This is a genomic window from Dyella sp. Tek66A03 (assembly GCF_052567735.1).
Genome location: NZ_CP199584.1, coordinates 2,254,964 through 2,277,056 on the forward strand (window position 1 = coordinate 2,254,964; position 22,093 = coordinate 2,277,056).

17 protein-coding genes are annotated in these 22,093 nt (G+C 59.2%); 12 read left to right on the forward strand and 5 right to left on the reverse strand.

All coding sequences use genetic code 11. The annotated features are described in order from the left end of the window. Positions 1 to 3 precede the first annotated feature (3 nt). The 4 genes from arcC to ACT01B_RS09935 form a co-directional block, all read right to left on the reverse strand. A complete protein-coding gene (arcC, locus tag ACT01B_RS09920) occupies positions 4 to 936 on the reverse strand; it encodes a carbamate kinase (RefSeq protein WP_445147186.1) in 933 nt (310 codons plus the stop codon). Positions 937 to 997: 61 nt separating this feature from the next. Further along, positions 998 to 2,008: an ornithine carbamoyltransferase gene (locus tag ACT01B_RS09925; protein ID WP_445147187.1), complete on the reverse strand. Its 1,011-nt coding sequence runs from the start codon at positions 2,006 to 2,008 to the stop codon at positions 998 to 1,000. 60 nt (positions 2,009 to 2,068) lie between these two features. Beyond that, complete coding sequence (arcA, locus tag ACT01B_RS09930) at positions 2,069 to 3,310, reverse strand: arginine deiminase (protein ID WP_445147188.1); 1,242 nt, start codon at positions 3,308 to 3,310, stop codon at positions 2,069 to 2,071. 340 nt (positions 3,311 to 3,650) lie between these two features. Further along, the gene (locus ACT01B_RS09935) at positions 3,651 to 3,860 is read right to left on the reverse strand and encodes a dodecin (protein WP_445147189.1); all 210 of its coding nucleotides are present in this window, start codon (positions 3,858 to 3,860) and stop codon (positions 3,651 to 3,653) included. A 438-nt stretch (positions 3,861 to 4,298) separates the two neighbouring features. Between ACT01B_RS09935 and ACT01B_RS09940 the strand changes: the two genes are divergently transcribed. From ACT01B_RS09940 to ACT01B_RS09995, 12 genes are all read left to right on the forward strand, one after another. Continuing rightward, on the forward strand, positions 4,299 to 6,635 hold the full coding sequence (locus tag ACT01B_RS09940; protein ID WP_445147190.1) for a DUF3141 domain-containing protein: 2,337 nt from the start codon (positions 4,299 to 4,301) through the stop codon (positions 6,633 to 6,635). 37 nt (positions 6,636 to 6,672) lie between these two features. Then, complete coding sequence (locus ACT01B_RS09945) at positions 6,673 to 7,611, forward strand: phosphate acetyltransferase (RefSeq protein WP_445147191.1); 939 nt, start codon at positions 6,673 to 6,675, stop codon at positions 7,609 to 7,611. Positions 7,612 to 7,615: 4 nt separating this feature from the next. Continuing rightward, the gene (locus tag ACT01B_RS09950) at positions 7,616 to 8,800 is read left to right on the forward strand and encodes an acetate/propionate family kinase (RefSeq protein WP_445147192.1); all 1,185 of its coding nucleotides are present in this window, start codon (positions 7,616 to 7,618) and stop codon (positions 8,798 to 8,800) included. Between the two features lie 81 nt (positions 8,801 to 8,881). Further along, positions 8,882 to 9,664 carry an enoyl-ACP reductase FabI gene (gene fabI, locus ACT01B_RS09955; RefSeq protein ID WP_445147193.1) on the forward strand — a complete coding sequence of 261 codons (783 nt, stop codon included), beginning with the start codon at positions 8,882 to 8,884 and terminating at the stop codon, positions 9,662 to 9,664. Positions 9,665 to 10,404: 740 nt separating this feature from the next. After that, positions 10,405 to 10,839: a low molecular weight protein-tyrosine-phosphatase gene (locus ACT01B_RS09960; protein WP_445147194.1), complete on the forward strand. Its 435-nt coding sequence runs from the start codon at positions 10,405 to 10,407 to the stop codon at positions 10,837 to 10,839. Positions 10,840 to 10,872: 33 nt separating this feature from the next. Further along, a complete protein-coding gene (locus ACT01B_RS09965) occupies positions 10,873 to 13,083 on the forward strand; it encodes a polysaccharide biosynthesis tyrosine autokinase (protein WP_445147195.1) in 2,211 nt (736 codons plus the stop codon). Between the two features lie 206 nt (positions 13,084 to 13,289). Then, the gene (locus ACT01B_RS09970; RefSeq protein ID WP_445147196.1) at positions 13,290 to 14,246 is read left to right on the forward strand and encodes a Gfo/Idh/MocA family oxidoreductase; all 957 of its coding nucleotides are present in this window, start codon (positions 13,290 to 13,292) and stop codon (positions 14,244 to 14,246) included. Further along, positions 14,243 to 14,830 (forward strand): UDP-2-acetamido-3-amino-2,3-dideoxy-D-glucuronate N-acetyltransferase, encoded by a 588-nt coding sequence (gene wbpD, locus ACT01B_RS09975; protein WP_445147197.1) that lies wholly within the window; start codon positions 14,243 to 14,245, stop codon positions 14,828 to 14,830. Before ACT01B_RS09970 ends, wbpD begins: the two co-directional genes overlap by 4 nt. Continuing rightward, positions 14,827 to 15,921 (forward strand): DegT/DnrJ/EryC1/StrS family aminotransferase, encoded by a 1,095-nt coding sequence (locus ACT01B_RS09980; RefSeq protein WP_445147198.1) that lies wholly within the window; start codon positions 14,827 to 14,829, stop codon positions 15,919 to 15,921. The genes wbpD and ACT01B_RS09980 overlap by 4 nt, the downstream gene beginning before the upstream one ends. A gap of 20 nt (positions 15,922 to 15,941) precedes the next feature. Further along, positions 15,942 to 17,048, forward strand: a complete 1,107-nt coding sequence (locus tag ACT01B_RS09985) for a hypothetical protein (RefSeq protein ID WP_445147199.1) — start codon at positions 15,942 to 15,944, stop codon at positions 17,046 to 17,048. Beyond that, positions 17,045 to 18,295, forward strand: a complete 1,251-nt coding sequence (locus ACT01B_RS09990) for a glycosyltransferase (RefSeq protein ID WP_445147200.1) — start codon at positions 17,045 to 17,047, stop codon at positions 18,293 to 18,295. Before ACT01B_RS09985 ends, ACT01B_RS09990 begins: the two co-directional genes overlap by 4 nt. 93 nt (positions 18,296 to 18,388) lie before the next feature. Beyond that, positions 18,389 to 19,828: a lipopolysaccharide biosynthesis protein gene (locus ACT01B_RS09995; protein ID WP_445147201.1), complete on the forward strand. Its 1,440-nt coding sequence runs from the start codon at positions 18,389 to 18,391 to the stop codon at positions 19,826 to 19,828. Between the two features lie 320 nt (positions 19,829 to 20,148). Here the strand turns inward: ACT01B_RS09995 and ACT01B_RS10000 are convergent, their stop codons facing one another. Continuing rightward, on the reverse strand, positions 20,149 to 21,324 hold the full coding sequence (locus ACT01B_RS10000) for an undecaprenyl/decaprenyl-phosphate alpha-N-acetylglucosaminyl 1-phosphate transferase (protein WP_445147202.1): 1,176 nt from the start codon (positions 21,322 to 21,324) through the stop codon (positions 20,149 to 20,151). Positions 21,325 to 22,093: the final 769 nt, after the last annotated feature.

Here is a 22,093-nt window from a genome sequence, read left to right on the forward strand (position 1 = left end):
CCCTTAGCTGTAGTAGCGGATGCCGGGCTCGCCGACACTCACGCGCGTGCCCGCGCGCGCCTCGGTGATCGCGATTATGTCCGCCAAGGCTCCGATGACGGCGTCCTTGCCGGTCTCGCGCGCGAATTCGCTCGCCGCCTGGACCTTGGGCCCCATGGATCCCGCGGCGAAACCCAGTTTCTCGAGTTCGTCCGGGTGGGCCTTGGCGATCGATCTTTGCGTCGGCTTGCCCCAGTCAACATAAGCCGCGTCAACGTCGGTGGCGATAATCAGCAGATCGGCTGCAAGCTCATGGGCCAGTAGTGACGAGCACAAATCCTTGTCGATGACGGCCTCCACGCCAACGAGTTTGTGATCCTTGTCATACATCGTGGGAATACCACCGCCGCCTGCACAAATAACGATGGTGCCGTGTTCGATCAGCCACTGGATCGGTCGAATCTCAAAGATGTGCAGCGGGCGCGGGCTGGCTACGACCCGGCGATACTTGTCGCCATCGGGTGCAATGCTCCAGCCCTTTTCCTTCGCGAAGCGTTCGGCATCTTCCTTTGTGTATACAGGCCCGATCGGTTTCGTCGGATGACCAAACGCCGGATCGTCCGCGTCCACCTTCACCTGGGTGAGAAGGGTCGCGAAGGGGACGTCGTAAGGCAGCAGATTGCCTAGTTCCTGCTCGATCATGTAGCCGATCATGCCCTCAGTCTGCGCACCCAGGACGTCAAGAGGATAGGGCGCGACGTCCTTGTATGCGGCGCCCTGCAGTGCCAGCAAGCCAACTTGCGGCCCGTTGCCGTGCGCGATCACCAATTCGTTGCCAGACGTGATCTGCGCAATCTGCTGCGCAGCAGTTCGCACATTGTCGCGCTGATTGTCCGCGGTCATGGGCTCGCCACGTCGCAACAGCGCATTGCCGCCTAGGGCTATCACAATTCGCATAATCGACCCTTATCCGTCCACCTTAATTTGGGACTGAGTGCCATGATGTCGTCCGCTCGCGTCAGAGGTCGGCGAGCGTCGAGACAAGGATTGCCTTGATGGTGTGCATTCTGTTCTCCGCCTGTTCAAAGGCGATATTCAGTGGAGATTCGAATACCTCTTCGGTAACCTCTACTCCGTTTGCGAGATTGGGATACTTCGCTGCCAATTCCTTACCGACCTCGGTCTCACTGTTGTGGAAGGCCGGCAGGCAATGCATGAACTTGGCCTGCGGATTCTGCGTTGCCTTCATGAGATCCATGTTGACCTGGTAGGGCAGGAGCTCCTTGATCCGCGGGCCCCAGGCCTCGATGGGTTCGCCCATCGACACCCAGACATCGGTATGCACGAAATCGACTCCCTTGACGGCGGCCTTGGCATCCTCCGTCAGTAGCATGCGTGCACCACTTTCCTCGGCGTATCCCCGGCACATCGCAACATGCTCGTCGTTTGGCCAGAGAGACTTTGGTGCCGCAATGCGCACATCCATGCCAAGCTTTGCGCCAATCAGCAGCAGAGAATTGCCCATGTTGTTTCGGGCATCGCCGAGATAGGCATAGCTGATGGACGTCAACGGCTTGTCGCAGTTCTCACGCATGGTCAGGACATCGGCGAGCATCTGTGTCGGATGGTATTCGTCGGTGAGGCCATTGAAGACCGGCACACCGGCAAAGCGCGCCAGCTCCTCGACGATTTCCTGTGCGTAACCGCGATATTCGATGGCGTCGTACATGCGTCCGAGCACGCGCGCCGTGTCCTTCATGCTCTCCTTGTGACCAATCTGCGACGAGTGCGGGTCGATGTAGGTGACATTGGCGCCCTGATCGTAGGCGGCCACTTCGAACGCGCAGCGGGTTCGGGTGGAGGTCTTTTCGAAAATGAGCGCGATGTTCACGCCTTTCAGGTGTTGCTGCTCGGTCCCGCTGTATTTCGCGCGCTTCAGGTCGCGCGACAGGTCGAGAAGGTAGCGAAGCTCGCGTGGTGTGTGATGCAGCAAACTGAGGAGGCTTCGATTGCGCAGGTTGAAAGCCATGTCGGTTCTCCATCGATGGTTATGGATATCTCGCTGGATGGTTAAGGCGCCGGGGCATCCCTAGTAGTCCACCGAGTCGCGGATGATGGGGCAGGTCATGCAGTGACCACCTCCGCGCCCGCGCCCCAGTTCGCCCGCCGTGATGGTAATGACCTCGACGCCGGCCTTGCGCAGCAGCGTGTTTGTATAGGTGTTGCGGTCGTAGCCGATGACCACGCCGGGCTCTAAACAGACGACATTATTGCCGTCGTCCCACTGCTCGCGTTCGGCAGCGAAACTGTTTCCCCCGGTTTCCACCACACGCAACCTGGGCAACCCAAGCGCCTCGGCGACCACATCCATAAATGGTTTTTCTTCACGTCGAAGGTCAACCTCGCCCGGGCTCGCCGCGTCGGGATGCACGGTAAAAGCGACGATTTCCTTGACGACGTCCGGGAAGATCGTGACCAGATCCCGGTCGCAGAAGGTGAACACGGTATCCAGGTGCATCGCGGCACGCGATTGCGGCAGGCCCGCGATGATGACGCGCTCGGCGGCCCCTTTGGCGAACAGCGCCTGCGCCAGCTCGCCGATCGCCTGGCGCGTGGTTCGCTCGCCCATGCCGATCAACACCACGCCCTTGCCGATGGGCATCACGTCGCCACCTTCCAGCGTCGACGAACCATGATCCCGGTCCGGGTCGCCATACCAGAATTCAAACTCGCTGTCGGCGAAGTCCGGATGGAATTTGTAGATCGAGGTGGTCAGCAAGGTTTCCTGGCGACGAGCTGGCCAGTGCATCGGATTCAGCGAGACACCGCCGTAGATCCAGCACGAGGTGTCGCGGGTGAACAGCATGTTGGGCAGCGGTGGCAGCACGAAGCTGGACTGCCCGAGATATTGACGGAACATTTTCAGGGGGTGGCTGTGGCTGGTCTCGGGGATGTCCTCCGGAACCACGCCGCCGACCAGGAACTCGGCGATCTTGCGTGGGTCCAGGCTTTCTATCCAACTTCGGACCTCGGCAGCAAGAGTGGGCCCGACCGTATTCGAGCGGATCTTTCGATCAAGTATCCATTTCAGCGCTTCGGGGTTTTGGACCGTCTCCATCAGCAGGTTGTGCAATTCCACGACCTCGACGCCACGCTCGCGCATCTTCGTGACGAAGTCGAAGTGATCACGCTTGGCCTGGCTGACCCAGATGACGTCGTCGAACAGCAGTTCATCGCAGTTGCTTGGCGTCAGGCGCTGGTGCGCAAGGCCCGGCGAGCACACCATGACCTTGCGCAGCTTGCCGACTTCGGAGTGCACACCCAGCTTCACCTTCTCCGGACTCATCGCGTTTCTCCTGCAATCAGAGAGCAGCCCTCGTAGGACTCCGCGGTCACGATGACCGCGACGATCACGACAGTAACAACGATCCCCTACGCGGCAAGCACATAGTCCGGCTGTCCAGTCCCGCGTTCCACACTCGCGCAACAGCGCCATTCCAGGCGCACCAAGAAGAACCGTCAGCAAAAGCCTTTGGGGCGGCCCGCGTGGGTCCGGAAACTTGAACGAATCGACGGGCTGGAGCCATGGACGATAGTCCAGCAAACGTAAATATGGCGTCGGCGAGCCGACCCCGTCCTGCTGTCAATGCCAAGCAGTGGGGAAGGCTGGATCACTCTTCAAGGGTGAAGCCAATTTTCACGGTGGCTTGCCAGTAAGCCACCTTGCCATCTTCAACATGGCCGCGCACATCAATGACATGGAACCAACGGATGTCGCGGATCGTCTTCGAAGCCCGCTCGATGGCGATCCTGATCGCTTCATCACTGCTTTGCTTTGAGGAGCCGGTAAGTTCCAGAGACTTGTAAACGTGATCGGACATGATCAAGACCTCAAGTAGCTACGGTTGAGTACCGGCAGGCCACGGGGAACCTGGCCTCGTCCTCGGCGGCATGGGGACCCGCGCCTACGGGGACACCCAACTCCATACCAGTGTTCGCTAACTTGGCGTGAAGGCAGCGGACCACGGTGGAATCCACCCCTGGGTCCGCCCAACGACGCCTGGCCACGAAGCGGCTATTCGCAGTGTCCATTTGTGCAAGGCCATCCTTCCGGTGAAGGAAATTTGCAGACGGACACGCAATCTACACACGACGCGGTGACAATCGGTTCAATCACCCGGTCACTGACTTCGTAGCGAGAAGCGCCGGTGCGGCCTGCGCGTCGTCGTATTTCGTTTGAGCCTGCGCGCGAAGGCCACAAGCGGAGCCGCTATCTCGTCCTCTGACTGCCCATCCATTCTGACTTCGAGGTCGACTTCATGGACGCGGGAACTCAGCTATTACGCAGCCGGGAAATCGGCGAAAAGATCGCCCAGGTCCTCCAAAAGCGCAGCAAGGGCGCGCAAGAGCACCTCACCGAGCGGGCGACGACCGCACTGATCGACGGCACGGGCGGCGCGGCGGGGCTTCCCGCACTGATGGCGTCGTTCACGCCGTGGAACGCCTGGAGCTATGCCGTCGACGCCGCGCAGCGCACGGTCCTGTTCTGGGACGCGCTGCGCCAGCGCGGCAACGGCTTCGTCGGGCGCGCCTCTGAAGGGTTCAAGCCGGTACTTCACTTTCACAACAACGTCGTTCTCGACGGCCGCAAGTTCGAGCGGCCGGTGAACTACGCGCTGCTGGAGATCACGCCGCCTGAAGGCGTCACGGTCGACACCAAGAAACGCCCCTATCTGATCATCGACCCGCGCGCGGGGCACGGCCCCGGCATTGGCGGCTTCAAGGACGACTCGCAGGTCGGCGTCGCGCTGCGGGCGGGGCATCCGGTGTACTTCGTCGTGTTTTTCCGCGATCCCGAGCCCGGGCAGACGCTTCTCGACGTCTGCGCAGCCGAGCAGCAATTCGTGAAGAAGGTCCGCTCGCTGCACCCGGAGAGCTCGAAGCCGGCCATCGTCGGCAACTGTCAGGGCGGCTGGGCTGCGATGATGGTCGCGACCTCCGACCCCGAAGACACCGGCCCGATCGTCATCAACGGCGCGCCGATGTCGTACTGGAGCGGCGCTTGGAGTGAGGGCGAGGGCGATAATCCGATGCGCTATTCCGGCGGCATCCTGGGCGGCACGTGGCTCGCCTCGCTGACGGCCGACCTCGGCCACGGCACGTTCGACGGCGCGTACCTGGTGGAGAACTTCGAGAATCTGAACCCCGCCAACACGTTCTGGGACAAGTACCGCCACCTGTACGCGAACATCGATACGGAACCACCGCGCTTTCTGGATTTCGAACGCTGGTGGGGCAGTTATTACCTGATGAACCGCGAGGAGATCGAGTGGATCACGCGCAACCTGTTCATCAGCAACAAGCTCTGGTCGGGAGAGGTCAAGGGACCGGGAGGGAAGGCATTCGACCTGCGCGAACTGCGCTCGCCCATGATCCTGTTCGCGTCGCTCGGCGACAACATCACGCCACCGCAACAGGCGTTCAACTGGGTCGCCGATATCTACGGCAGCACCGAGGAGATCAAGGCGCGCGGACAGGTCATCGTCGGCCTCATGCATCAGGACATCGGCCATCTGGGCATCTTCGTCTCGGGCAGGGTGGCGAAGAAGGAGCATGCGCAGATCGTCTCCGCCCTGGATGCGATCGAGGGGCTGCCGCCCGGCCTCTACGGCATGGAGATTACCGAGCGCAAGGTTGCAGACGGCACCGTCGCGTATGAAGTCGAGTTCCGCGAGCACCGTCTCGAAGACATCGCCGCGCATTTCAACCGTTTCAAACGCGAAGATGAGAAGCCCTTCGAGGCGGTCGCCGAGATTTCGGATTTCAATCAGCACGCCTATGAACTGTTCATACAGCCGTTCGTGCAGTCGATGTCCAACGAGATGACGGCGAAGGCGTTGCGCGCGTTTCATCCACTGCGCTTCCAGCGCTGGGCGTTTTCGGACCTCAACCCGTGGCTCGGCTGGCTGAAGCCAGCGGCCGAGGCGGTCAAGGCCAACCGGCACGCCGTCGACGCGGACGATCCCTGGCGCAAGATCGAGCAGACAGGGTCCGAGCTGGTGAGCGCGTCGCTCGACTACTACCGTGCGATGCGCGACGCGACAACGGAAGCGACGTTCTTCGGCATCTACGGGAACCTGTTCTCGATGTACCTCTCGGACCGGCACGGCGAGCGCGCGAGCGCGCCGCCGCAGACGGCGGATGGGCGCGCCCAGCCGTTCGTCCAGGAGGTGCTCGCATCGATTGCGCAAGGCGGCTATTTGGAAGCGCTTGCACGCGCCGCGTTCCTGCTTGCACGCCACGGCGAGCCGCTGCCGCTCGGGCGCCTCAAGCTGCGTGACGAACTGGTGAAGACCTACGCCGACTATCTGCCGAAGTCGCTGCCCGCTGACCAGTGGCGGCGCATTCGCGGCGAGCAGGAGATCATCGCGACCTATGAGCCGGAACAGGCCCTGGCAACGCTGCCGGCGCTGCTCGCCGACGGCGCCGACCGCCAGCGGCTGCTTGATCTACTCGAGAAGCTGCTGGCCGATGAGCGCGTTCAAAGCGCGAAGCCGACCGACGCGCAACTGGCGGTGCTCGCGCGGATCCGTACCGTTCTCGCGCCGAAGCCCGCTCGCGCGCAACCAGCGGCCGCGGCGCTGGCGCGCTCTTAGCCCCTGAACAGGCCTGATGCGTCGAAAGGAGACGCCGATGCAAGCGAAGCATGCGAAGTATCACCGCCTGATCGAGGCTTGCAAGGCGTTGCCACCGATGTCTACCGCCGTCGCGCACCCGTGCGACCCGAGCTCGCTTGCGGGCGCCATCGACGCCGCGAAGATGGGGCTGATCGCGCCGATCCTGGTCGGTCCGAGGGTGCGGATCGAGGCGGTGGCCGCGGAACACGGCATCGCGATCGCTGGCTATCCGATCGTCGATGCGCCTTACAGCGAGGCATCGGCGGCGGCGGCCGTGCAACTGGTGCGCGAAGGCAAGGCCGAGGCGCTGATGAAGGGCAGCCTGCACACCGACGAGCTGATGAGCGCGGTGGTGAAGCGCGACACAGGGCTGCGTACCGCGCGGCGCCTCTCGCACTGCTTCGTGATGGACGTGCCGGAACACGAGCAGGCGCTGATCATCACCGATGCCGCGATCAATATCGCGCCGACGCTGGAGGAGAAAGCAGACATTCTGCAGAATGCGATCGATCTCGGGCACGCGCTGGGGCTTGCCGAGGTGCGTGTGGCGATCCTGTCGGCGATGGAAACCGTCAATCCGAAGGTGCCGTCCACGGTTGAGGCCGCCGCGCTGTGCAAGATGGTGGACCGCCACCAGATCACCGGGGCGCTCGTCGACGGTCCGCTCGCGCTCGACAACGCGATCAACCTCGAGGCCGCGCATATCAAGCAGATCGATTCGCCCGTCGCCGGGCGCGCGAACGTGCTGCTGGTCCCCGACCTCGAGGCGGGCAATATGCTGGCGAAGAGCTTGTCGTTTCTCGCCGGGGCGGATGCGGCCGGCATCGTGCTCGGCGCGCGCGTGCCGATCATCCTGACGAGCCGCGCCGATCCGGTGATATCGCGGCTCGCGTCCTGCGCAGTGGCGGCGCTCGTCGCCCGTGCACGCCGCGAGAGCGGCAAGGCGATAGGCTGACGCGATGGCCGACGTGACCCTGGTATTGAACGCCGGTTCGTCCAGCCTCAAGTTCTGCGTGTTCGATGAAAAAGGCTCCGATCTGAACCTGCTCGTGCACGGACAGGTCGAGGGCCTCTACACCGCACCGCACTTCATCGCCACCAGCAACGGCGGGGAGAGCGCCTCGAAAGAGTGGGGCGAGGGCATCGCGCTCGGACACGAAGGCGCGATTGCGTATATCGGCGAGTTCCTGCGCAGCCACCGCGAGGGCCATCGACTCGTCGCGGTCGGCCATCGCGTCGTGCATGGCGGACAGGCCTTCCCGCAGTCCACGCTGGTGACGCCCGCCGTCCTCGACGAGCTCGAAAAGCTGGTCCCGCTCGCGCCGCTCCATCAGCCGCACAACCTGAAGCCGATCCGCATTCTTAGTGAGCAGCGCCCCGAGCTTCCGCAGGTCGCATGCTTTGATACGGCGTTTCACCGCACCCAGCCAGAGGTCGCGCAGGCTTATGCGCTGCCGCTCTCCATCACCGAGCGTGGCGTGCGCCGCTATGGCTTTCACGGCTTGTCGTACGAATACATCGCGAGCGTGTTGCCGCACTTCGACGTAGCCGCGGCTAATGGGCGCACCGTCGTCGCTCACCTCGGCAATGGGGCCAGCATGTGCGCGATCGTGGCGGGCAAGAGCGTCGCAAGCACGATGGGCTTCACGGCCGTCGACGGGCTGCCGATGGGCACGCGCTGCGGTAGTCTGGACCCTGGCGTGATCCTGTATCTGCTCGACGAGCTGAAGATGGACGCCCGCGAGATCGAGGACCTGATTTACCGGAAGTCGGGGCTGCTTGGCGTCTCGGGCGTGTCGAGCGACATGCGCGCGCTCCTGGCCAGCGATGACGCGCGCGCGCATCTCGCGATCGATCTCTATACGTACCGAATCGGCCGCGAGCTCGGCTCCCTCGCAGCGGCGATGCAGGGCATCGATGCGCTGGTCTTCACGGCCGGCATCGGCGAGCACGCGAGCCTGATCCGCGAGCGCGTCGTGCGCGGCGTGGCGTGGCTGGGCGCTGAACTCGACCCCGCCGCAAACGCGGCGGGTGGCCCGCGGATCAGCGCGGCGTCGAGCCGGTTGCCGGTTTGGGTGATCCCGACCGACGAGGAATGGATGATCGCGCACCACACGCGTGCTGTGATCGAGGCGGCGACCTGATGAGAGTATTGCTTGAAGAGGCGGTCGTGCAGCGCGCCTCACCATTCCGGTCGCTGCTGAATCCGTGGAAGGAGTGACACCATGACAGTCGAGCAGCCGATTCCGATCCTGGCGGGCGCGAAAGCGCTCGTCACCGGCATCGCCAACGAGCACTCAATCGCCTACGGCTGCGCGAAGGCGTTCCGGGAGGTCGGCGCGGATCTCGCCATCACCTACGCGAACGAGAAAGCGAAATCCTATGTCGAGCCGCTCGCAAGGCAGCTCGAAGCGCCGATCTTCATGCCATTCGACGCGGCTAGCGAGACTGAGCTCGAAGCACTGTTCGAGCGGATCGAAAAGGAGTGGGGCCGCCTTGACGTCATGCTCCACTCGATGGCGTGGGCGCCGAAGGAGGACCTGCAAGGCGGCCTGCTCAACTGCTCCAGCCAAGGCTTCGCCGCCGCGATGGACATCTCCTGCCACTCGTTCGTGCGGATGGCGCGCCTCGCCGCACCGCTGATGAAGGATGGCGGCACCATGCTGACGATGAGCTACTACGGCGCGAACAAAGTGGTGCCGAACTACAATGTGATGGGGCCGGTGAAGGCGGCACTTGAGGCCTGCGCACGCTATCTCGCGTACGAACTCGGGCCACAGCGCATCCGCGTGCACGCGATCTCGCCGGGGCCGTTGAAGACGCGCGCGGCCTCGGGCCTGAAAGACTTCGACCTCCTGCTCAATGAAGCGGCGCAGCGCGCGCCGCTTGGCGAGCTGGTGGACATCATGGATGTCGGCTACACCTGCGCGTTCCTGGCGACGCCGTACGCGCGACGCGTCTCGGGCGAGACGCTGTACATCGACGGAGGGGTCAACATCATGGCGTAGGGGGGGTATCGGCGTGAACAGGCCTATGGCGCCACGCGGGGGAGAGCAATCATCGCGGGTCCGTGGACGGCGATCCAGTCAGAAGGAGACATCGTCACGCGGCATGACAGGGCTGCTCGGTTCGGTGACTTGGCTAAGCGGCTGTCCGAAACGGCGAAGTACTGACGATCACCGGGCTTTCAAAATGGCTACTTACTGAAAGCGTCTAGATCATTACCGTCGATCCGCTGCCGGTAATGATTCATTCAACTCGTAGCGTGGCTTCGAGGAACCCATGGTCTTTCTTAGATCCGTGGCTAAGTCGTTGATCACTCGAAGAGATGTCTATCCGTGCCCATTGACTGGACGTGCCCTAATCCCCGGGCAATCTTGAGACTTTTGGGGGCTGCCAGCACGAGCGGGTCGCCAGGCTGGGCAAAAAGCGCTTCCAATCCACAGCTTTGGCTTATGCCGAGAAGACGAGCAATTCGATCTGGCGACGGTATGCATGGTCGAACCGCTAGGTCCCGTGACGGGATGCGATCGCTGGCGATAAGAATCGTTTGGCTATTGTTCACGGGCGAAATCGTACTACCTAGCAGATGCCAATCAGGCGCTAGACTTAGGCGGCCGGTATATTGCAAAACTCTCTGGTTCAATAATCCTTATTCTTCGCATTAAAGTCCAGAACGGGCAGGGGCCCTTAATTGCCAACGTCAGTGGAATGCTGGCTGGTCTTGCTCCGGGAGTTCCTCAGCACTGTGTTCAAGCGGATACTGATTGTCTGTACGGGCAATATCTGCCGAAGCCCCGTGGCCGAATATCTGTTTCGGAAGCGACTGGGTTCACGCGGCATTGAGGTGAGTAGCGCTGGACTCAGTGCGCTCGTGGGCAGCCCCATGGATGCGACGGCCTTGCAGCTGCTTCGCGACAGCGGTGTGGACGGCGCTTTACACCGCGCCCATCAACTCGTGCCCTCGATGCTATTTGCCGCGGACTTGGCGCTTGGTATGGAGAAGAACCATATTGAAGAGATGATCAAGCTCGCGCCCGAAGCTCGCGGCAAAGTCTATCTTCTCGGCAAATGGCTCGACGAAGGGGACATCCCCGATCCATATCGTAAACAGCGGGCCGCTTTCGAACATGTTCACGAGATGATCAGGCGAGGTGTGGATAGCTGGATGGGTTATCTGTAATTCCTTCTCAACCGCGGGATTCCAGGCAATGAAATGACTATCCAATTGCCCCCCATGCAAGACCCATTGCCGCGCGATGACGAAATCGATCTGCGCGAAGTGCTTGGCACGCTACGCGATCACAAATGGTTGATCGGCATTATCACGTTTGCATTCATCGTGATAAGCGTGGCCTACGCACTGCTTGCCACGCCAACCTATCAGGCCAGTTCGATCGTGCAAGTAGAGCAGAAGGTGCCTAGCCTGCCGGGCCTTAGCGCACTTAGCGAAACACTAAGTGCCTCCAGTCCGGAAGCCACCACTGAATCTGCGTTGATTACTTCGCGTATGGTGATAGGTGCGGCGGTCGAAAGGCTCAATCTCAAGATCGAATCCAGCCCACTTCACTTTCCGCTCATTGGCAACTTCATCGCGCGGCACTATGCCTCCAAGAACCCAGGCAAGTTGGCGCCAGTTCACCTGGGTATGGCCGGTTACGACTGGGGCGGTGCGCAGCTCAAGGTTTTCCAGCTGGACGTTCCCGACCACCTGCTGGATAGACCGCTGCAACTGATCGCCGGTGAGGGCGGCACTTATGTCCTCGAGGATGACGATGACAACATTCTCGTCATCGGCAGGGCCGGCCACTCTTTCCTCAGTCACGGCGTAACCATTCAGGTCAAAACGCTGGTGGCTAACCCAGGTACGCACTTTCGCGTCATTCGTCATCGCGATCTGACGGTGATCAACAAACTGCAGAAGGCAATCATTACCGCCGAGCAAGGCAAGGACTCGGGCATCATCCAGCTGACGTACAACAACACCGATCCCAAGCTCGCTGCCGAGTTTCTGAAACAGGTTGGCGAGCTCTATGTGCTGCAGGATGTCGAGAGAAACTCCGCTGAGGCGGCGAGCAGCCTAAAATTTGTCCGAGAACAGCTCCCCAACGTACGTCGCGATCTGGAGAGAGCGACGGCTGCACTGAACGCCTATCAGACACGGGCCCACTCGGTCGATATCAATATGCAGACGCAGAGCCTGCTGGATCAGTCGGTTTCGATAGAGGCCAACATTCAGCAACTTCGGCTGCAGCAAGCGGACATGCAGCGGCAGTACACGCCGGCACACCCGGCCTACAAGTCACTGGTACAGCAAATAGGGCAACTGGAGGGGCAGAAGAAATCGATCGAAAGGAAGGTCAACGACTTGCCCGACACCCAGCAAGAACTGTTGAAGCTGACCCGTGACGTACAAGTAAGCAACGACACCTATACCGGACTGCTCAATCAGGCGCAGCAGCTGGATATTGCGCGCGCGGGCACGGTCGGCAACGTTCGTATTATCGATCGCTCCGCGGTAGATGTGACTCAGCCGGTGTGGCCGAAGAAACTCATTGTGGTGCTCGGTGGCGCTCTGCTCGGCCTCTTCGTGGCCATCGCCTTTGTGTTCTTACGTGAGGCACTGAATCGTGGCATCGAAGACCCTGCTGTCATTGAGCGGGTCGGTTTGCCGGTGTACGCCACCATACCGATCAGCGCGAACGAGCGGTCCTTGCAAGGCAAGCGTGCCCGCGGCGATGGCAAACAACATCTGCTCGTAGTGGAAGCCCCCGCTGATATGGCTACCGAAGCCTTGCGCAGTCTCCGCACGAGCCTGCATTTTGCCCGACTGGAAGCAAAGAACAATGTGCTCATGATTTCGGGCTCCGGCCCAGGTGCCGGCAAAACGTTCGTCTCCGCCAATCTGGCCGCGGTTGTTTCCCAAAGCAATCAGCGAGTGTTGCTCATGGACGGCGATATGCGCATGGGCTCACTTCACAGGGTCGTCGGCGGGCGAGCGGAAATCGGCCTATCTGAACTGATTTCCGGCCAGGCAGAGTTGAAGGACGCGATACGTCCAGTCGCGTCGTTGGAAAACATGCACTTCATCGCTCGCGGAAAGATACCGCCGAACCCATCCGAGTTGCTTATGAATGCCAGATTCTCCGCCTTGATCAATCACCTGAAGCCGCTATACGACCTGATCATCATCGATACCCCGCCCATCCTGGTGGCGACGGATGCCGCCGTCATTGGGCATCACTCTGGCACGGGTTTGCTGGTCGTTCGCTTCGGCCTCAATCAAGTGCGTGAGCTTGCCCTGGCCAAGCAACGCTTCGAGCAGAATGGAGTCGTTATCAAAGGCGCCGTCTTCAACGCTGTCGAGAAGCGGAGTAGCGGCTATTACTCCTATGCCTACTATGGAGTGGACAAGGTCGCCTCATGAGATCAATCGCCTCCCTGGTGCGAATACAAGATCGTTCGTCGATGCGGGGTCGATATGGACGGAGCGATCAGCGAGCCAAGCCGCCATGACCTCAGGAGGCTTACCCCGTGTACCGCCGCGAGGGCGCCGAGGATGCACTCTATCAACGGGCGTGACATTGTGGGATTCGACACTTTTTCAGACTACGCTGAATCGGGATCAAAGCCATGAAGAACTTCGCGCTCATCGGCGCCGCTGGGTACATCGCTCCGCGTCACATGGAGGCCATCAAGGCGACGGGAAATCAGCTTCTGGCGGCTCTTGATCCAAGCGACTCGGTCGGGATCATCGATAGCCACTTTCCCGATGCCGACTTCTTCACCGAGTTTGAGCGTTTCGATAGATACGTCGATATGCGACGTCGTGCCAAAAATGGTGGACAGATAGATTACGTCTCCATTTGTTCGCCAAACTACCTGCATGACTCACACATGCGTTTCGCGCTTCGCTCCGGGGCCCACGCCATTTGCGAAAAGCCGCTGGTACTTAATCCATGGAACATAGAAGGGCTGCAGGAAATCGAGCGGGACACCGGAAAGAAGATCAATACCATTCTTCAGCTTCGGCTGCACCCGGCGATCACGAGACTTCGCAATCAAATTCGATCGGAAGTGGGTGCCAGGAAGCATGACGTCGATCTAGCCTACGTCACTTCGCGTGGGCGCTGGTATTTGCACAGTTGGAAGGGCGATACGAAGAAATCGGGTGGCATAGCCACCAACATTGGCGTCCACTTCTTTGACATGCTGCATTACATATTCGGCGACCTGCAGCTCAACATCGTGCATATGTCTAGTGAGACCAAGGCTTCCGGTTACCTGGAATACGAAAGGGCGCGTGTTCGTTGGTTCCTTTCTGTGGATATTGAGGATGTGCCGGCAGCGCAACGCGAAAGCGGTCAGCGAACCTACCGATCCATCACCGTTGACGGCGAAGAGATCGAGTTCTCGGGTGGCTTTTCCGACCTGCATAGTCGCAGTTATGAGGAAATTCTTGCCGGTCGTGGCTTTGGCGTGGCCGACTGCAGGACAGCCATCGAGACCGTCGCGTCGATCCGTACAAGCAAGACAGTCTCCTTTGGGGATAGTGGCCACCCTTTCCTGACCAAGAAGCGAGCAACATGAGCCATTACCAGCATCCCTCTGCTGTCGTCGACGATGGCGCCAAGATCGGTGAAGGATCTCGCGTGTGGCACTTCGTGCATGTCTGCAGTGGGGCCCGCATCGGCAAGAATGTCTCGTTGGGACAAAACGTATTTGTTGGCAACAAAGTCATTATCGGAAATGACTGCAAGATCCAGAACAACGTATCGGTCTACGACAATGTGACATTGAAAGAGGGCGTCTTCTGCGGCCCAAGCATGGTCTTTACCAATGTCTACAATCCGCGTTCGTTGATTGATCGCAAGGATGAATACCGCAACACCATGGTCAACAAGGGGGCGACTCTCGGTGCGAACTGCACGATCATCTGCGGCATCACCATTGGTGAATTTGCCTTCGTTGGAGCTGGCGCCGTCGTCAACCGAGATGTCCCGGCCTACGCTCTGATGGTCGGTGTTCCAGCCAGGCAGATTGGTTGGATGAGCGAGTTCGGAGAGCAACTGAGATTACCGCTGGAAGGGGAGGCGGAAGATGTCTGTGCGCATTCCGGTGCGCGCTACGTGTTGCGGGGGCACACTTTGCAGCGTAAGGAGCCCGAAGCATGATGGACTTTATTGACCTCAGAATGCAGCAAGCCCGGATCAAGGCTCGCATCGATGCAGGTATTGCCCGTGTATTGGCCCACGGTCAATACATACTCGGTCCCGAGGTCGCCGAGCTGGAGGCGAAACTGGCTGCCTATGCAGGGGTGACCTATTGCATTGCGGTAGCCAATGGCACCGATGCCCTGCAGATTTCCCTGATGTCGCTCGGCATCGGGCCGGGCGATGAGGTGGTGATGCCAGGGTTCTCGCATATATCCACTGCTGAGCCGGTCGTATTGCTCGGTGCCAGGCCAAGGTACGTGGACATCGATGCACAAACCTTCAATCTTGATGCGGCCCTGTTGGAGGCGGCCATTACGCCACGCACCAAGGCCATCATCCCGGTGTCGCTCTACGGCCAGTGCGCCGACTTTGACACTATCAACGCGATTGCCGCAAAGTACGGCATTCCGGTCATCGAGGATGCTGCGCAGAGTTTCGGTGCCACCTATAAGGGGCGCAAAAGCTGCAGTCTCAGCACCATGGCTTGTACCAGCTTCTTTCCCAGCAAGCCGCTGGGCTGCTACGGCGATGGCGGCGCGATCTTTACCAGCGATGCGGGACTGGCCGATGCCGCTCGCCAAATTGCTCGCCATGGCCAGGATCGTCGCTACCACCACACGCGACTTGGCGTAAATAGCCGCCTGGATACTTTGCAGGCTGCTGTCCTCCTGCCAAAGCTGGAAATTCTTGACGATGAAATGGTCAGGCGCGAGCGGTTGGCATCCCGCTACGACGAGCTGCTTGCCGAGGCGGACTTTGTTGAAAGCCCCAGGATCGAGTCATACAACCATAGCGCCTGGGCTCAATACACCGTGCGAGTAAAAGAGCGTGATGCCGTTCGAGCGCGGCTCGGCGAGGCCGGCGTTCCGACCGCCGTGCATTACCCGCTGCCTCTTAGCAGGCAGCCGGCGGTGGGTGACCCGCATACGCAACTGACGGCGAGTGAGACTGCGGCGAGGCATGTTCTAAGTTTGCCCATGTCGCCGTATCTGCTCGCAAGTCAGCAGGACTTCGTTATCGCCGCATTGGCTTCCAGTGTGTCTGCCTGAGGTTTTTATCGAGTTCCCGCATGAAGAAGCTCATCTTTGGACGATGCTATTCATTTTACGGAGACGCTGACCATCAGGTCTGGCTTGCCGAATGCCTGGCACTGTATGCGGACGCAGGCGATCTCGACCCCCAAGTAGAGGTATGCATCGTAAGAGCAAGCTCCGCAGGTACACCTTGTGCAATCAACCCCAGGGCGCACCGTAAGTTCAAGCATGGGATGCTGACGTCATTTCCCTCGCTGGATGTCTACTGGGCGTGGCTCGGCAACGGCCGTCTGAAGGTTGAGGTGGTCTTTAGGGTCCGGCGGGGCTTCAAGGATCGCATCAAGAAATTGCTGTCCATGGAGTATGCCAGCGACGTCGAATACTTCGAGCAGTTGTTGCACGAATTCGTGCTGGTTCCATCGACGTACTTCTTCAAGGATGTCGCGCTGATGCACGCGGCTTGCATGACGGTGGACGGTGGCGCCTTCCTGCTGGCAGGTACAGGTGGGGCCGGCAAGTCGGCCGCGATGCTGGCATTGAGGCGTCACGACCGCATCGGCTTCGTCTGTGATGATATCGCCGTCATATCTGCAGCGACGCCCAGCGTCTACGCAAATCTGGCTTGGCCGAAAATCTATGGCTACGATTGTGTCGGCAATGCGCTCAAGAGCGAGCTTCTGGCAGGTCGCGGGTGGGTCGATAGAGCACACTTTCATATCAAGAACTGGATCAATCCGTCGAGTACACGAAGGAAAATTCGGCCGGACCACCTGTATCAGCAAATCGAATCCGTATCGGCGCCGATTACGTGCTTGTACTACGTGGTTCGAGAGAACGTTCCCAATATCAGCATGTCTTGCCTCGATCCGGCAGATTCCGTCGAGATGATGGTTGCCGTCATGAGCGCCGAGTACAGCATATTTCACGATCATCTCTACTGGGAGAGATACAACGCATTGGCGACGGCGCGAACGGCCATGTTGACGATGGATGAGGTCGTCACAAACTGGCGTAACGTCTTGTCGGTAAGCCTCGCCAGCGTCCGCTGTATCAAGCTCAGCGTCCCGTTCGACATGGATCACATCGCCTACCGAAGTCGCATGGCCGAAATACTCATCGCGGCGGCGGAGCCAAGGGTATGAGGGTTGCCATTCTTACCAATGCCTACCCGTACCATCCTGGCGAGCAGTTCATCGAGGATGAAATCGAATACTGGGCGAATCATGCTGGAATTGACGTAACCCTCTTGCCGGCCAACGCCACCGTCACTGGCGACCGCCGAGTCGTGCCGGCTGGCATTGTCGTCGACATGACTTTGGCGGTTGGTGCCACCGCGGGGCGGCTGTGGTTCATGCTGATGGCTTTATTTTCAGGGTTGTTTCGAAACGAACTACGCCATCTTCGGCGATCCAAAAAGATGGGAGCCAGCACAGTTATGCGGGGTTTGCTCCACACCTCCAAGGTCATGCAGCAGGCAGAGCGCATAACGCAGTACACCGTGACTTACGGCGAGATCGATATAGCGTATTGCTATTGGAACGAAACGTTGTCCTATGCCGCGATCTTGGCCAAGACCAGGGGGAAAGTGCGAAAGGTCGTGTCTCGGGCGCACGGGGCGGACCTGTATGAGATGCGCCGGGAACATGAATACATGCCCCTCAAGCGGCAGTTTATTCAAGGCTACGACCAGATATTTGTGTTGTCTCAGGAAGCCAAGGCTTATATGCAGGACGTCTACGGTGCCTCGCCTGGACACGTTCAGGTCAGTCCTCTGGGAGTGCCGTTGCCTCGTTCGTTGTCGCCGCCAAGTCCATCGGGCCACCTGCACATTATTTCAGTCTCTTTCTGTGTAGGGGTTAAACGCCTGGACAGAATCATTGAGGCGCTGGATGTCTTCGCCACTCAGCATCGCGAAGTAGCGATTTCATGGACCCACATTGGCGCGGGTCCACTGTTCGAGCAGATCAAGGCCCTCGCCGAGACTCGACTGGTTGGCCATAACAACCTGACGTTCCGATTCGCCGGCGATCTGCCAAATAAGGCGATTAAAGACTACTACCTGGAGACACCCGTCGATGTCCTGGTGAACACCAGTGAGTCGGAGGGGATGCCGGTTTCCATCATGGAGGCGATGAGTGCAGGTGTTCCCGCCATCGCTCCTGATGTCGGTGGAATGTCGAGCCTGGTATCCAATCAGTGTGGCGCCTTGTTGTCGCAGCGTCCTAGCGCTCAGGAGATTGCCGATGCCATCCAGCGGGTTGCACTGGGGAAGGCGAGGGGCGCGCTACGCATCAACGCCCGGCGCGTGATCGAGCAGCGCTTCAACTCGATTACGAACTATACCAAGTTCATTTCGGACGTGCTGGCCATCGGCAGGAATTTGCCATGATCCATGCCAGCAAGGTTTGGGTTCACATTGATATGAAACGGTGCGTGACCAGATAAACCCCTGAAAGGCTGGACGGTGAATATAAGAACGGTGATGGCGTTTGCCTTGGGCCCGATTGCTACTGCCGCCATCGGTTTGATAACGGTGCCAGCCATTGCATGGGTATTTCCACCTGCAGATGTCGGGCGACTAAACGTCGTCCAGGTCGCCGTATCTTTTGGGGTGCTACTGTTCAATCTTGGTCTTGATCGTGCCTACGTGCGTGAATATCACGAATGGTCTGACCGCGGAGCGTTGCTCAAGGCCTGTTTTGCGCCCGGGTTCGGGTTGATGCTGTTGGCGATGCTTTTTAGTTTTCCATTCGACCAACGTATTGCTACGTGGTTATTCGGCCTGGGTCACATGGTGTACTACTGGATCCTTGTGGCTTGCGTACTCGTAAGCTTTATTTCGCGATTTCTATCGCTGATCCTACGAATGCAGGACCGGGGCTTGGCTTTTTCCCTGAGCCAGATGTTGCCCAAGATCATTCTTTTGCTGGTGGTTGGCGTGCTCTTTTTGCCAATGTTCTCCAGGTCATTTGGGCAATTGGAAGTGGCGTATCTTGTTTCGCTGCTATCGGTTTTGTTCATCTACAGTTGGAACACCTGGCGGGACTGGGTTCCCGCATTGAAGGCATCCGTTTCGCGCAAGCAAGTTCGGCGGCTACTTGGCTACGGGGTGCCACTAATTTTCGCGGGTATCGCCTATTGGGGGTTGGATGCCACCAGCACACTCACCTTGCGAAGTTTGTCCACCCTGTCTGAGTTGGCCGTCTATTCGGTTTCGATGAGCTTCGCTGGCGTAGGCATCGTGTTCCAGACGATTTTCACCGTGTTATGGGCGCCCATGGTCTACAAATGGGTGGCGAACGGCGTGGATATGCGGCGAGTCGACCATATTGCCCAGCAGGCACTCGCTGTGGTTTGTGTCCTCTGGGTTTTGAGCGGCACGTTTTCCTGGTTGGCGGACTTCGTGCTCCCCGCTCGCTACGCCCAGGTGAAGTATTTGATGCTTTGCTGTATCGGGCAGCCGTTGCTGTACACGCTTTCAGAGGTTACCTGCGTAGGCATCGGCATAACGCGCCGAACCATGTTGTCGCTGTGGTCCACCGTCATCGCACTGATAGTCAATGTTGCTGGGAGCATTTGGCTAGTCCCAGCGCACGGTGCTGCTGGAGCCGTGGTGGCCAACGCGGTGGCTTTCCTGGTGTTTTTTGTGGCCCGTACGGAAGCATCGGCACACGTCTGGCGTCCTTTCCCCAGGGCCCGACTCTATGCGTTCGTCATCGCTGCCGTTGCGCTGTCCATCGCGACGCTGGTATGGGGGCCTTCCCTGCCTATCCATTTCAGCTTCGTCTGGCTAGGCATGTTGCCCGTTGTCGTCTGGTGTTTTCGTGCCGAATGGGTCGGCATGTATGGAGCATTTCGTTCAGCCATTAAAGCCGAACTATTGTCCTCGGAGCCTAGCGGAGGATCGGGAACCATTCCTTAGTTGCCATGGTTGGCCTACCCATCAATCGCGCGCAGTCCTTGCTGTTGAACTTTCTTGGCAATGCAAAGTAGTCATCTGCGGAAACGTGGCAAGGCGCGGCCTAGTGTCGACGTCGAGTGGTTCAGCCTCGATGTCTTTCCTCATTGCAAGCGATCTGATGCGCACTAGCAGCCAATGGCGGGCAACCTCAAGTCGTAGGTTGCTTCCCTGGCGCAGCTTTTGCCCTGGATTGGGATTCGATCCGTCATCTTAAAGAAACGCTTTCGCTTGCGGGATATATGGTCATCGACCAACGGAAACCGGCATCGAGTTTGCCTAAGTCACTTCGCTTCATCAACAGGTCTGAAACTCATCCGTTGTCGCTCTTCGGCCGTTTGCATGCGTAGCGCAGTAGATTTCGTTGCGGTCGACGCGACCACGGATGACCAGGCTTCTTCCCGAAGAGACGATGCTTGAGTTCGACGTGCTTCATCTTGCCGTCGCCATGCTCGAGTGACGATCACGTCATACGCGACCATGATGATGATGAACGCAAAAAGGCTAAGGCCTGCCGAGGAAGTCGCGCGACTAATGATTGCACCGATGAAAGCGAAGCCCGTTGCCAGGGCGATGAGTGCGGTCAATGTGGCCCGCGGCCCCAGGCCGGCACTCATGAGGATGTGGTGAATGTGACCGCGATCTGGCTTGAACGGGGACGCGCCTTGCTGCAGGCGCCGCCGCATCACGGCGAGAGTGTCAAAGACCGGTAGGGCCACGCACCACAGCACGTCGACCGGCGGCAAACGCGCATAGGGTGTTTGACTCATGCGGATAAGAGCCCATGCAAGCATGTAACCGATAAGCGTGCTTCCGGCGTCGCCGAGAAATACTTTCTTGCCCATGAGGGCCAGGTTGGCGAATAGGTAGGGCAGGGAGGCGGCAGCGAGAAGGGCCAGCAGTACGAGCATGCCGCTCAGTGCGTTGGGGTCGGCAAACAACGCGATGGCGGCAATGCATACAAGCTCAAGGCTACCTGCAAGACCATCGATGCCGTCCATCATATTGAAAGCATTCACCAGTCCGATCACGGCAATCACCGTTAGCGGTGGGCCGAGCCAGCCTAGCGTCACCTCATGGCCAAAGATACGACCTAACGTATGAATATAGACACCGGTGCTGGCGACCACCGCAAGGACGGAGACAACCTGGATGGCCAAGCGATCACGAACACTTAGATCGAAGCGGTCATCCAGCGCGCCAAGAAGCGTGAGCAGTAGCGCGGTGTCGATCAGGGCCTTCTCAAACCAATGGAAATGGCCATAGCAGGCTGCTCCCACCGTGACGCCCATGAAAATAGCGATACCTCCCACCAGCGGAACATCACCAATGTGCTGCTTACGCTGGCTAGGATGGTCCACGAGGCCGAACCATATGGCGTAACGGCGTAGTACAACAATGGCGATGGCCGAAGTAGCTGTACCAACCAGGCAATCCACAAGCATGCTTGGTTCCTGCATGTTGCCTTCCCTCCCACGCTTTCTTCGATGGGTCCCCCTGGTACTTGCGATTTCGACGGTAGACGGTAGGGCGGACGGAGGCTCATCAGGAGCGTTTCCGAAGCCGCGAGCTACCAATCATCGTTCTATAAATCGCGATAATTTTCATTCATTTCTGAACTGGTGCCGTGATCGACTGATCGTGCGCGATGTCACTGGCCCATACACGACACGCTACCTAGACCAGGTTAGGAAGCTAGCATTTTTTTCCTGGCTTTATCGCGAAATGAGAGCGCTTCGTTCAGCGCATTCGTGCCTTGGTGGCGCGCCCGTCAATCAGTAGTTCAATTTTCGTTGCGCGATTTTCGCGCGACATCAGAGACCGTTCAGGGCATATTTCACATCCATGAATGGACGTCTAATCAAATGAGCGGGTGACGGCATCGCGGGGCTACTTCGCGTGCCAGCAAGTCTGCTTGGCATGAATGACGCTTGCGAAGATCTGAATAAGCCGTCATCCAAGTGAAGGCTTGGCCCCCAATTTTTTGCAAACTTATGAAGGTAATGAATTCCAGTTTGACCAGCCATTCGGCTGTTGAGATCCACTGGAGTGGCGAGAAATAGTTATTCAGACTTTTGGCAGACTAGGGGCGCAGATGTGCTGCCAAGAAAGCCTGGCGTAAGCCATCGGACGAAGTCACGATGGCTTATTCCATTCAGCGTAGCGCGCGAAAGGCGCACTCGACGATCAACGATCAAGTTGGCGTGAGGTGCAACTTGACCACCATGG

Bases quoted from the DNA above. Each gene is read 5' to 3' on its own strand.
- arcC (WP_445147186.1), bottom strand. From the start codon at position 936: ATGCGAATTGTGATAGCCCTAGGCGGCAATGCGCTGTTGCGACGTGGC.
- ACT01B_RS09925 (WP_445147187.1), bottom strand. From the start codon at position 2,008: ATGGCTTTCAACCTGCGCAATCGAAGCCTCCTCAGTTTGCTGCATCAC.
- ACT01B_RS09935 (WP_445147189.1), bottom strand. From the start codon at position 3,860: ATGTCCGATCACGTTTACAAGTCTCTGGAACTTACCGGCTCCTCAAAG.
- ACT01B_RS09940 (WP_445147190.1), top strand. From the start codon at position 4,299: ATGGACGCGGGAACTCAGCTATTACGCAGCCGGGAAATCGGCGAAAAG.
- ACT01B_RS09945 (WP_445147191.1), top strand. From the start codon at position 6,673: ATGCAAGCGAAGCATGCGAAGTATCACCGCCTGATCGAGGCTTGCAAG.
- ACT01B_RS09950 (WP_445147192.1), top strand. From the start codon at position 7,616: ATGGCCGACGTGACCCTGGTATTGAACGCCGGTTCGTCCAGCCTCAAG.
- fabI (WP_445147193.1), top strand. From the start codon at position 8,882: ATGACAGTCGAGCAGCCGATTCCGATCCTGGCGGGCGCGAAAGCGCTC.
- ACT01B_RS09965 (WP_445147195.1), top strand. From the start codon at position 10,873: ATGACTATCCAATTGCCCCCCATGCAAGACCCATTGCCGCGCGATGAC.
- ACT01B_RS09970 (WP_445147196.1), top strand. From the start codon at position 13,290: ATGAAGAACTTCGCGCTCATCGGCGCCGCTGGGTACATCGCTCCGCGT.
- wbpD (WP_445147197.1), top strand. From the start codon at position 14,243: ATGAGCCATTACCAGCATCCCTCTGCTGTCGTCGACGATGGCGCCAAG.
- ACT01B_RS09980 (WP_445147198.1), top strand. From the start codon at position 14,827: ATGATGGACTTTATTGACCTCAGAATGCAGCAAGCCCGGATCAAGGCT.
- ACT01B_RS09985 (WP_445147199.1), top strand. From the start codon at position 15,942: ATGAAGAAGCTCATCTTTGGACGATGCTATTCATTTTACGGAGACGCT.
- ACT01B_RS09990 (WP_445147200.1), top strand. From the start codon at position 17,045: ATGAGGGTTGCCATTCTTACCAATGCCTACCCGTACCATCCTGGCGAG.
- ACT01B_RS09995 (WP_445147201.1), top strand. From the start codon at position 18,389: ATGGCGTTTGCCTTGGGCCCGATTGCTACTGCCGCCATCGGTTTGATA.
- ACT01B_RS10000 (WP_445147202.1), bottom strand. From the start codon at position 21,324: ATGCAGGAACCAAGCATGCTTGTGGATTGCCTGGTTGGTACAGCTACT.